This window comes from Helicobacter sp. 23-1048 (assembly GCF_053654545.1).
The window spans coordinates 1-11,162 of the sequence record NZ_JBSIUT010000001.1 but is presented as its reverse complement, the minus strand read 5'-3'; the positions used below and the strand labels follow the sequence as shown (position 1 = coordinate 11,162).

Here is an 11,162-nt window from a genome sequence, read left to right as displayed (position 1 = left end):
GGAGTAAAAATGGCAAAATATTATTATATTGCAGAATCAAAAAAGCCTAAAAATTTCTTTTGGCGTGTGATTTCAGCCATTAAAGTAACTTTTTCTCTTGATATTATTAAGGGATTATCGTTGAGCTTAAGAGAATTTTGTAGTAAAAGTGTAACGGTGCAATATCCCCTTGAGAGTATGCCACTTTCTTCGCGTTATCGCTCTATCCATAAACTCCAGCGATTATTGGAATCCAACAACGAACGATGTATTGGCTGTGGATTGTGCGAGAAGATTTGCACGAGTAATTGCATTCGCATTATTACAGGCATTGGAAGTGATGGGCGTAAAAAAATCGATGATTATACGATAAATTTTGGTCGTTGTATTTATTGTGGATTGTGTGCGGAAGTGTGCCCAGAGCTCGCCATTGTGCACGGAGAGCGGATAGAAAATGCAAGCACACAACGAGCGCATTTTGGCGCAAAGGACTTTTTGTTGGAAAAAGCACCAAGTGGGGAATTTCAAGGATATGGAAGCGTGAGTGTAAATGCTGATAGCTTGCTTATTCCCACTCCCCTAGCGTATGGGATTAAACAAAAAGTTGATGAAAGCCAAGAGGATAACATTTCGCAGGGAAACACTGCTCCACAAGAACAAAACACACCAGATTCTCATAGCACAGCACAATCCCAAGCAAATACGGAGGCAAGCCAATGATAGAATCTTGTATTTTTTATGCCTTTGGTGTGCTTGTATTGGGACTTTGTCTCGTGGTGGTGCTTTCTAAAAATGCTCTTTATGCGATGAGTGCGCTTGCGCTTGGAATGGTGCTTGTATCGGTATTTTACTTTTTGCTTAATGCAGAGTTTTTAGGCGTAGTGCAAATCGTAGTGTATGGTGGCGCGATTGTAGCGTTATATGCTTTTGGTATGATGCTTTTTAATCTTACTAAAGATTTTAAACAATCGTATAAAAACAAAACCCTTGCCATAGTGCTAAGCGTGCTTGTGGGGGCATTATTGGTTGTGATTTGTGTTATGTTTGTGGGCGAACTTGAGCTTTTTGGGAATCTTACGCTTAGTGTGCAATCAAAAGAACCACTCAATAATGTCCAAACATTTGGGTTTTTTGTTTTCACACAATATCTTTTTGCCTTTGAGATGGCAGCGATTTTATTGCTCCTTAGTATGGTCATAGCAATCGCACTTGTAATGCACAAAAACACAGAATCTAGCGATAAAAATGCACCAGATACGCTAAACCTTACAAATGGAGGGGAGCAATGATAGGTTTGTATCATTATCTTATTTTGGCTTCATTGTTATTTTGCGTGGGGCTTTTTGGACTTATGCAACGCAGAAATCTCTTAATGCTCTTTTTTTGCACAGAGATTATGCTTAATGCTGCAAACATTGCATTGGTAGCTGTTGGGGCACATTTAGGCGATATACAAGGACAAGTGTTCGCCTTTTTTGTCATTGCTATTGCAGCAGCTGAAGTGTGTGTAGGACTTGGATTGTTGGTGGTATGGTTTAAAAAGCAACGCAATATCGATTTGCATTCATTAAGCAATCTTAAAGGATAAGTAATGGCGGGTGATTCTGTAATTTTTGAAACATTTTGTGGTTTTTTTATTTTGTTTGCTCCACTTGCTGGCGCGCTGTTTAGTGCTTACTTTGCATTTAGCCCAAAACGCTTGATTGCTGGATTTGTGCCTAGCGCGTTGTTGCTTATGAGCACTATTGTATGCGTCTTTTTGCTGTATAGATTCTATACAGCTGATATTGGGATTGGACTTATCCGCTTGTATATGGGCGATTGGATAGTGGCTGGAGGGTTTTTTAGTGGATTTACCTTTGAGCTTGATTTTGTGAGTTTGGTAATGGCTAGTGTGGTAAATTTGGTAAGTGCTTGCGTGCATATTTATTCTATTGGATATATGGCGCACGATAAAGGATTTAACCGCTATTTCGCGTTTTTGAGTGCGTTTGTGTTTTCAATGCTATTTTTGGTGATGAGTGATAATTTGCTTGGGTTATTTATCGGTTGGGAGGGAGTAGGGCTGTGTTCATACTTGCTTATTGGATTTTTTTATCACAAGCAAAGCGCGATTTTTGCTTCCAATGAAGCCTTTATAATGAATAGAATTGCGGATTTAGCGATGCTTCTTGGCATTTTCTTTATAGCGAGCACGGCAGATTCTATTTATTTTAGAGATATTCTCCCATTAAGCGCGGATTTGGCACATAGTAGCAGTCCTAATGCACCATCTTATGAGCAGTATAAAGGATTTTTATGGGGTGGGGCATTACTTTTTATCGGTGCTATGGGGAAAAGTGCGCAGTTCCCATTTCATACTTGGCTAGCTGATGCGATGGAGGGTCCTACTCCCGTATCCGCGCTTATTCACGCAGCCACAATGGTAACGGCTGGTGTGTATTTGGTGCTTCGTTTAGATGAGTTGTATTGGTATTTGTTTGATGTGAGAGTGTTTATCACTTATCTTGGTGCTTTTGTGGCGTTGTTCGCAGCGAGTATGGCGTTAGTCAATCGTGATTTAAAGCGCATTATCGCGTATTCTACACTCTCTCAGCTTGGATATATGTTTGTAGCAGCTGGACTTGGAATGTATTGGATAGCATTTTTTCATCTTGTTACACACGCTTTTTTTAAAGCTCTTTTATTCTTGGGGGCTGGGAATGTAATGCACGCGTGCAATGATGAGCTTGATATTACCAAAATGGGTGGTTTATATAAGCCTCTAAGGGCGACTTTTGTGTTTATGCTTGTCGCTTCACTTGCCCTTTGTGGGGTATTTCCGTTTGCAGGATATTTTTCTAAGGATTTGATTTTAGAATCTGCCTTTTACACCCAGCATTTTGGATTATGGGTCGCCTTGCTTGTAGGGGCATTTTTTACTGCATTTTATAGCTTTAGGTTGCTAATGCTTGTATTTGCTCCGCGCAAACAAGCACAACAAAGCACACAGCACGCGCACGAAGCACCAAATCTAATGCTTTTTTCTCTGTTGCCATTGGGGATTTTAGCCGTTGTGGCAGGATTTTTTGAGGAATATTTTGCGACAAGTATCAATCCGCTCTTACCAGAACTCTCCCTTGAGCCAAGTGATTTCCCGCATTACTATCTTATTGCTATTACGACAATCGTAGTGTTTGGGGGGATAGCTTTTGCGATAGGCAAATATAAAAATGGCTTTACTGATTCCCAACCAAACGCATTGTATAAACTTTTGTTTCATCAATATTATATCCCTAAGCTGTATGAGAAATGTATCATTATCCCCTACCAAAAAATCGCTACATTTTTGTGGCAACGCATTGAGTGTAAAATCATTGATAACATTGTAGATTCTCTTGCAAAAATGCTCGCAAAAGGTGGCGAATATGAAAAGGCTACGCAAAGTGGAGATTTATCGCAAAGTTTGCGTTTAATGGTTTGTGGCGTATTTGTCTTCCTCGCTTTAATGCTAATTGGGCTTTGGGAGGTGTTAAGTGCATAGTGTTTTAGGCTATTTATTGAGCGTTATCATCTTTTTCCCTGTGCTTTGTGGTGTGTTAATGATTTTGTGGAAAGAAAGCTTTATGCGAAAAATCTTTTTTCATAATGTCCCCATTAGTGCGCGAAGTTTTGGGATTTTTGTAGGTGGCATTGAGATTGTGCTCTGTGGTGCGTTGTTTTGGTATTTTGATAGCCATTTTTCTGGCTTTCAGTTTATTCACAAAATCCCTCTTATTGATACTCTTGGTATTGCATATTTTGTGGGCGTTGATGGAATCTCGCTCTTTTTGGTGTTGTTGAGTGCGCTTATTGGCTTTTTGGGGATTGTGTTTATTTCGCCTGATACACCAAAATTGCGCTATTTTATAGCAAATATTTTACTCCTTCAAGGCATTGTTATTGGTGTTTTTTGCGCTCTTGATGTGATGATGTTTTATATTTTTTGGGAACTTACTTTAGTGCCCTCGCTTTTTATTATTGGGATTTGGGGAGGAGAGCGCAGGATTTATGCAGGCGTGAAGTTTTTCCTTTATACCTTTAGTGCTTCGCTTGTTATGCTTGTTGGGATTGTTTATTATGCCTATGTGTTTCACTTGGATAGCGGGGTTTGGAGTTTTAATTTGCTTGATTGGTATGATTTTAATCTCAATGTGCAAAGCTGGCTTTTTATAGCGTTTTTTCTCGCTTTTGGGGTAAAAAGTGCAATGTTTCCACTGCATACTTGGTTGCCTTATGCGTATGGACAAGCCCCCATTGTGGGTTCAGTGCTCCTTAGCGCATTACTTTCAAAAATGGGGATTTATGGAATCATTCGCTTTTGTTTCCCGCTTTTCCCTGTGGCAAGCGTAGATTTTACTTTCATAATTAGCATAATTTGTGTGTGTATGGTGGTGTATGGAGCGTTTTTAGCCTACGCGCAAAAGGATATAAAGCAAGTCGTTGCATACAGCTCAATCTCACATATTGGCGTGATTATTTTAGGTGTGTTTTCGCTCAATGTCGAGGGCATAAGCGGTGCGGTATTTTTTATGGTGGCTCACGGCATTATTAGCGCGATGCTCTTTATGCTTGTGGGTGTGATACAAGAGCGCAAAAATACATCGATGATAGAATCTCTTGGCGGACTTGCAAGCATTATGCCAAAGTTTAGCACACTTTTTGCCATTGCTTTATTAGGAAGCGTGGGATTACCGCTTACCATAGGCTTTGTGGGCGAGTTTTTGAGTTTATATGGATTTTTTAAAGTAAATAAAATCATCACACTGCTTGCTGGGCTTAGTGTGGTTATGGGTGCGGTGTATATGTTGAGCGTGTTTGGGCGCGTGTTTTTAGGCAAACTTGATTCTAAAACACCCACATTAAACGATGTCAATGCTCGTGAGAAATGCGCGCTTATTCCATTGGCGTTGCTTATCATCGCTTTTGGAATCTATCCAAAGCCCATTTTGCTTCCCGCGCAAAATTCCGCACTTATGATACTTGATGTAGTGGATTCTAAACTCAATTACTTTGACCCCCTTATCCCGCATACTATCATAGACCCAGAGGACTCATCTGTTGTAGAAAAGCTCTCTAAGACTCCATTAGAGCAAGACGAGCAAGCCGACCAAAGCACACAAGAATCTATGCCTAACCCCACTCAACCTAACGAGGAGAAATCTCTACACTCCCTCCAACCTATACAAGATTCTAACCTACAAAATCCCGCTACACAAGGAGAGTAAATGCAACAATTAAACGATTTGTATGTATCAGGGCTTGAGATTTCGCAAGCCTATCCGTTGTTTTGTGTCCTTGCTGGTGCTTTAGTGGTGCTCCTTGTAAGTGCGTTTTATACGCGTCCTAAGATGTGGCTATGTGGAGTATTGAGCGTTGCTTTTTTGGTGGCTGATTTGTATTTTGTGCTGAGTAATACAGGAGTTATTTACCAGCCTAAGCGAATTTTCTTTGGCTTGCTTCTTGTGAGTGGAGTGGCTTATTTAGCTCAGATTCTTATCTTGCTCTCAAGTGTGCTTTTTATTTTATTAAGCCTTGCTCAAAACAGCACTAAGGAATTTCAAAGAGGCGAATATTACGCTATTTGGCTTTTTGTTATTGCTGGGTTGCAATGTATGGTAAGTAGCACCAATATAGTGGTTATTTTACTTGGGCTTGAGATTTCTTCGCTTGGCGTGTATGGGCTTATCGCTCTTGGTGGAGGGAAAAATAGCATTGAAGCAGCAATTAAGTATTTCACAATGGGAGCGTATGCAAGCGCGTTTTTAGTTTTTGGTGCGGCATTTTTGTATCTTGGGACAGGGAGTTTAGACTTACTCGCGTCAAATACTTTTAGCATTCATATCATTATAGGCTTTGTGCTGATGTTTTGCGGGCTTGGCGTGAAACTCTCTGCCGTGCCATTCCACACTTGGACTCCTGATGCGTATGAGGGTTCAAGTGCGATAATGGCGGGCTTTATGTCTATCGCGCCAAAAATTGCAGCATTTGTCGTAGCGTTTTATTTGCTTAATCTCACCATAGAAGTAAGCGACCAGAGCAGATTCCCTCAAGTTTTGCTTTTTATCATTGTGGTTTTTACGATGAGTGTGCCAAACTTGCTTGCCTTAGTGCAAAAAGATGTAAAGCGAATGCTTGGATACAGCTCGATTTCACACGCTGGATTCTTATTAAGCGGGGTTTTAATTGGTGGATTAGAGGGGTTAAGCAGTTTGTTTGCCTATTGGGTGTGGTTTATGTTTGCTAACATTGGTGCATTTGGTATGCTTTGGTTATTACGCGATTCTAAAGATACACAAGATTATGCTATTTCGCGTTTTAGCGGGCTTGCTCATCGCTCGCTTATAAGTGCGATAAGTCTTGGAATCTTTATGTTTGCATTAGCGGGAATCCCGCCTCTAAGTGTCTTTTGGGGGAAGTTTATTCTCATTAAACTCTCTATTGATAGTGGTTTAAGTGTGCTTGCTATTATTATGGTAATCAACAGCGCGATAGCGGCGTTTTATTATTTGCGTGTGGTGGTGGTAAGTTTTTTACACGATTCCACACCGCATACACTGAGCCCACAAAAAAGCGTTTTTGGCGTGGCTATTGTGGCGATTTGTGTATTTTATGTTTCTCTATGTGCCCTAATGGCTCAAAATTTGCTTGATAGCATACAATGGTGTGTTTTACTATATCAATATCAATAATTTTCATTTATTTTTCATAGAATTTTATCAAGCAAGGCTAGGAGTGGCGCGATGAAAGCCATAAGGATTATTTTTTGCGTATTGTGTATTGTTGCTACCACAAAGGCACTTGATGTAACCATAAACTATGGCAAGCAAAATAACGAATATTTCTCTGTGCTCAATCTCCAGCACAGCGAGCCATTTGAATGCCAAGAATTTACTAACGAGCATAGCGAGCCTATTCGTGTGGTTTGCATTATTGAGCGCACCCCAAGAGCGAGCTTCTCGCCCACAAATACGATTTTTTTTCGATTCTATAATCGCGTTATTGACGGGCATTTCTATCTTTATATTGAGCCAAATTTTAGCTCCAAACTCTTTAATACTTTCTCAGATTTAAAGACCAATGACCCCATTCCCAAAGAGCGACCCAAAAAATCCAAAAATTGGCAAATCGTAGGCTTTAAGGGCGTGATTCCCTTTCTCTCTCAAACCAAAAGCAAAGGACTTAATTTCCCTGTGGCAGTATTGCCAAAAGAGGAGCAGTTTGTCGGTGAGCTTGACATCAATCGCGCGCCATTGCACTTTGATGAGGGGCAGGACTTTGCTTACTACCTAAATGCGCAGAGTTTAATGAAATCACAATCCTACCTTGATGCGATAAAAGTCATCGATGATACTTTGCGCGTGTTCCCAGATACGATTTTTGTGCGGGATTTGCTTTTTTATAGAATCGTTGCCCTGCGAGAAATTGACGAAGTGGAGAATGCAGATTCTATCGTTGATACAGGCGTGCGGTGGGTGAAGCGATACCCCACAGATATGAATATCCCAGAAGTGCTCTACACTCTAGGAAATGCGTATGTTGGAATCCACTTTATCTCAGAGGCGAAGTATTACTACGATAGGCTTATAACCGAATATCCAAATTCGCGTTTTGCCCCGCTCGCTAAAATGCAACTTGCAAGGTCATATTATGGATTAGAGCAGCCACAGCAAGCTATGCGTCATTTTATCCAAGCCTATGAAGAGGCAAAGGACTTAGATTCTGCAAGTTTGATTGCGATAAAGTGGAGCGAATTTTATATGAGTAGAAAAGAAAATAAAGAAGCAAAAAGGCTTGTTGATACGCTAATGACAGCAAACCCAACCTATTTTGTCAATAATTTACTTCAAAGCCTTGATTTTATCACCACACTTACTGAGCACGAAATGTGGGAGAGCGCAGCAAAAATAGGCGAGTATTTATACAACAATACAGATGATGATGATTTGCGCCTTTCACGCGATGATTTACTCAATAAGACAGCGGTTTTTTACCAAAACTTTGGAGATTATGAAAACGCGCATAGGATAAATCTCCTTTACGCAGAAGAATACCCACACAAAGGGCATTTAGCCGAAGTCAAAGAACGCGATGATGAGTTGCTCTTTGATATTGGATTAGATGATTCGCCAGATGAGAAAATCACGCGCTATGATTACTTAATGCAGAAGTATCCAAACACGCCCGTAGCGCAAAAAGCACTTAATCTCAAAGCCCAGATTCTCTTTGATAGGGGCGAGTATGAAAATGTCATCGCGCAAAATGGCGTTGAAGCGGAGCTCATCGATAAAAGCTATTATCAAATCTTATTGCGTGCCCTGCAAGAAAAGGATTGTAAAGCAATCGCTAAAGACTTTAGTCATTATAAAAAGGAGCAATTTACCTTTCATCAAAATTTCACCGCGTTTGAGTGCCTCTACTCTCTCGCGCTTAATGCCCAAGCTCAAGTGGCAATAGAGAATCTCGCCAAAGAAGCACAAGACCCACAAACCAAGCTATCAGTCTTATATATGGAGACGCAAAACCTCGATAAGCTCGGTAAAAACAAGCCTACATTGCTTTCAGCGAGGGATACGCTCAATCTTGCTAAAGGACTTAAGCAACGCGAATACTACGATGTGGGCTTTATCTTTTTCCGCCATTTAATCCTTAGCAACAACTTAGATGAAGCAACGCAAGTTTATACATTTTTGCACGAGCATTTAAGCGATGATATACGATTGATTGATGTGGAGCTAGAGCTCCTTAAGCGCGCCGAAGCAGAGAAAAACGAAGTAAGTATCGAAGTGTATGCACGCGATATTTTACGCCTCCAGCAACTCCACAAAAACACGCACGGCACGCCGTATGTGGATTTTGCATTGGCGCAAAGTTTAATGCGCTTAGGCAGGTATAATCAAAGCCTAGAAGTGCTTGATAGCCTTGCTAAAAAGGATATAGAAGTCCCCACGCTCGCTCAAGCCCTCTACCTCAAAGGCTCGGTGCAAAAGACTCAAAACAACGAAAAAGACGCACGGCTTAGCTTTAATCAATGCAAAGAGTTGCAATCAAACCAAACCCAACAACTTAGCGTGTGGAAAAATCTCTGCACCCAAGCCCTTGATATTTTGCAATAACCAAATCTTTGTATGAGGGTTTGTGTTGATTCTATGAAGTCTATAAAATAGAGAATCTAATAGAATCTAAGCGCGATAAATTTCAATTTCTCGCACATTGCAACGCAAAAAACTAAAAAGGTTTTTTCGTCTTTTCGCAGGGCTTTGATGAGAGTTTGTAGAGCCACCGCTCGCCTTGCGCTTCGCCAAACTCATAGCGTTTGATGTAGCCATCTGCGTTAAAGTAGGATTTGCGCTCTAGTAAGCCATCTTTATCCACGCTAGGCGTGAAACTCACTAAAAAGCACCCCTCAAAGATATGCTCTTTAGTGATGAGGCTATATGAGTTAGGCACTTTTTTATGCTCTACGCTCTCTAGCTCGACAAGCTCATATCGTGGCATTGTGAGTGTTTCCTCGCGTGAAATGTCCGTGAGATAAAGTGTGAGAAGCTCCTCAATAGGCGTTATGACAAACTCTTGCTTGCCCTCAAAGTCCATAACCTTATTTTTGCTAAAGTCCGTGTATTGCGTGATTTTATTTTTATGCTTGAAGCTTTGCGGGGCTTTTAGCCGACTAAGGATAAGGGAAAACTTTTTATCCGCCTTTGTGTCCTCGATATAAGTCGCATAAGTCTCTGTGCGCTCCACTTCTGTAAGGCTATCAGCGTAAGGGTCGATAAACTCCTCGCACCCATTAAAGCTAAAGCCACTAAACCCACTAAGCGCACAAACCAACGCCACGCTCGCCACACTAGAGAATCTCCTCATCGCTTCACTCCGCTAATCTTAAGATTCCCCAGCACGATAGCAAGCGCGCCCAAAAACATCATATAAAAGCCAATAAGCAAGTTTGAGACATCTTCGCTATGCACCACCCAGCTAAAAAAGATAGGCGTAAGCCCGCCAAAGAGCGCGTAAGAGACATTATAGCTTAGCGAAATCCCGCTATATCGAATAGGCGCGGGGAAGCTCTCTACCATTATAAGCGGGGTAAAGACCATTACTCCCGCGCAAAACGCCATTAAGTAATAAAACAACAACACCGCGTCTAAGTGCATTTGGTTGCTAAGCCCATAATAAAACACAAAGGCAAAAAACATAAGCCCTAAGCCCTGCACGATACTCGCCCCCCAGATTCCAATCCTATCACTCAAAATCCCGCCAAAGACATTGCCCGAAGCGAGGAAAAAGATAGCAATGATTTGATAAATCACCTTAGAGACATTATCGATTGCATACACTGCGCTTAGCAAGTTTGGTGTGAGAAGCACTGTGATTACCACGCACCCTGTGAGCACCCAAGTGCAAAAAAAGCTATGCACTAAGCCATAGCGGTGCGATTTGAGTGCTTCTTTGATAGGGAGTTTGCTTGTTTGGCTTAGTGCTTTAATCTCCTTAAACACGGGCGTTTCGCTTAAATATCGGCGTAAAAAGATAGAGATGATTCCAAACACACCGCCTAGCAAAAACGGAATGCGCCACGCCCATTCTTTAATCTCTTCTTGTGAGAAGCTTAGATTCACCCCAAGCGTAACGATACTCCCTAGCAAGATTCCAGAGACCACAGCACTTGTGAAGATTCCCATTGTCGCGCCCAAATGGTTTTGGTTATGCTCTTTGACAAACACCCACGCCCCGGGCAACTCCCCGCCAATAGCAATGCCCTGCATTACGCGCACAAGGATTAGCACGATTGGCGCGAGAATCCCAATCTGCTCATAAGTAGGCATAAGCCCCAGCGCAAAGGTGGGAATCACCATTAGCAAAATAGAGAGCATAAACATATTTTTCCTCCCGCTTTTATCGCCAAAGTGCGCCATTATCACGCCACCAAGCGGGCGAGCGAAGTAGCCCGCTGCAAACGCGCCATAAGTATTCATATTCGCCCAAAAGCTACTTTGCGCGGGGAAAAAGAGCTGTGAAATCACCGATGTGAAAAACACAAAAATAATAAAATCATAAAATTCTAACATTCCTCCAAGCGAGCTTAACGAAAGCACCTTGACTTCTTTATTACTTAATGCCATTTGCACTCCTCTTAAATAATACTCCTTAAAATTTGAGATACT

The 11,162-nt window shown here is 41.4% G+C and carries 9 protein-coding genes; 7 read left to right on the top strand and 2 right to left on the bottom strand.

What is annotated here, in order from left to right; all coding sequences use genetic code 11:
* Positions 1-9 precede the first annotated feature (9 nt).
* From nuoI to ACWIWK_RS00015, 7 genes are read left to right on the top strand one after another with little or no spacing between them, the layout of a single operon-like run.
* Complete coding sequence (gene nuoI, locus ACWIWK_RS00045) at positions 10-699, top strand: NADH-quinone oxidoreductase subunit NuoI (RefSeq protein ID WP_454149684.1); 690 nt, start codon at positions 10-12, stop codon at positions 697-699.
* Positions 696-1,268: an NADH-quinone oxidoreductase subunit J gene (locus tag ACWIWK_RS00040; RefSeq protein WP_454149682.1), complete on the top strand. Its 573-nt coding sequence runs from the start codon at positions 696-698 to the stop codon at positions 1,266-1,268. Before nuoI ends, ACWIWK_RS00040 begins: the two co-directional genes overlap by 4 nt.
* The gene (nuoK, locus tag ACWIWK_RS00035) at positions 1,265-1,567 is read left to right on the top strand and encodes an NADH-quinone oxidoreductase subunit NuoK (RefSeq protein ID WP_454149680.1); all 303 of its coding nucleotides are present in this window, start codon (positions 1,265-1,267) and stop codon (positions 1,565-1,567) included. The genes ACWIWK_RS00040 and nuoK overlap by 4 nt, the downstream gene beginning before the upstream one ends.
* 3 nt (positions 1,568-1,570) lie before the next feature.
* Positions 1,571-3,502: an NADH-quinone oxidoreductase subunit L gene (gene nuoL / locus ACWIWK_RS00030; RefSeq protein ID WP_454149678.1), complete on the top strand. Its 1,932-nt coding sequence runs from the start codon at positions 1,571-1,573 to the stop codon at positions 3,500-3,502.
* 16 nt (positions 3,503-3,518) lie between these two features.
* Positions 3,519-5,225 carry a complex I subunit 4 family protein gene (locus tag ACWIWK_RS00025; RefSeq protein WP_454149676.1) on the top strand — a complete coding sequence of 569 codons (1,707 nt, stop codon included), beginning with the start codon at positions 3,519-3,521 and terminating at the stop codon, positions 5,223-5,225.
* A complete protein-coding gene (locus tag ACWIWK_RS00020) occupies positions 5,226-6,689 on the top strand; it encodes an NADH-quinone oxidoreductase subunit N (RefSeq protein ID WP_454149674.1) in 1,464 nt (487 codons plus the stop codon).
* A 51-nt stretch (positions 6,690-6,740) separates the two neighbouring features.
* Positions 6,741-9,113 carry a tetratricopeptide repeat protein gene (locus ACWIWK_RS00015; protein ID WP_454149672.1) on the top strand — a complete coding sequence of 791 codons (2,373 nt, stop codon included), beginning with the start codon at positions 6,741-6,743 and terminating at the stop codon, positions 9,111-9,113.
* 112 nt (positions 9,114-9,225) lie between these two features.
* Here the strand turns inward: ACWIWK_RS00015 and ACWIWK_RS00010 are convergent, their stop codons facing one another.
* Positions 9,226-9,861 carry a hypothetical protein gene (locus tag ACWIWK_RS00010; protein ID WP_454149670.1) on the bottom strand — a complete coding sequence of 212 codons (636 nt, stop codon included), beginning with the start codon at positions 9,859-9,861 and terminating at the stop codon, positions 9,226-9,228.
* Entirely contained in the window at positions 9,858-11,126 is a 1,269-nt protein-coding gene (locus tag ACWIWK_RS00005) for an MFS transporter (protein WP_454151988.1), read from the bottom strand. Before ACWIWK_RS00005 ends, ACWIWK_RS00010 begins: the two co-directional genes overlap by 4 nt.
* Between the last annotated feature and the right edge of the window lie 36 nt (positions 11,127-11,162).

Excerpts from the sequence above, each read along its gene's own strand:
- nuoI (WP_454149684.1), top strand. The coding sequence starts at position 10 with ATGGCAAAATATTATTATATTGCAGAATCAAAAAAGCCTAAAAATTTC.
- ACWIWK_RS00040 (WP_454149682.1), top strand. The coding sequence starts at position 696 with ATGATAGAATCTTGTATTTTTTATGCCTTTGGTGTGCTTGTATTGGGA.
- nuoK (WP_454149680.1), top strand. The coding sequence starts at position 1,265 with ATGATAGGTTTGTATCATTATCTTATTTTGGCTTCATTGTTATTTTGC.
- nuoL (WP_454149678.1), top strand. The coding sequence starts at position 1,571 with ATGGCGGGTGATTCTGTAATTTTTGAAACATTTTGTGGTTTTTTTATT.
- ACWIWK_RS00020 (WP_454149674.1), top strand. The coding sequence starts at position 5,226 with ATGCAACAATTAAACGATTTGTATGTATCAGGGCTTGAGATTTCGCAA.
- ACWIWK_RS00015 (WP_454149672.1), top strand. The coding sequence starts at position 6,741 with ATGAAAGCCATAAGGATTATTTTTTGCGTATTGTGTATTGTTGCTACC.
- ACWIWK_RS00010 (WP_454149670.1), bottom strand. The coding sequence starts at position 9,861 with ATGAGGAGATTCTCTAGTGTGGCGAGCGTGGCGTTGGTTTGTGCGCTT.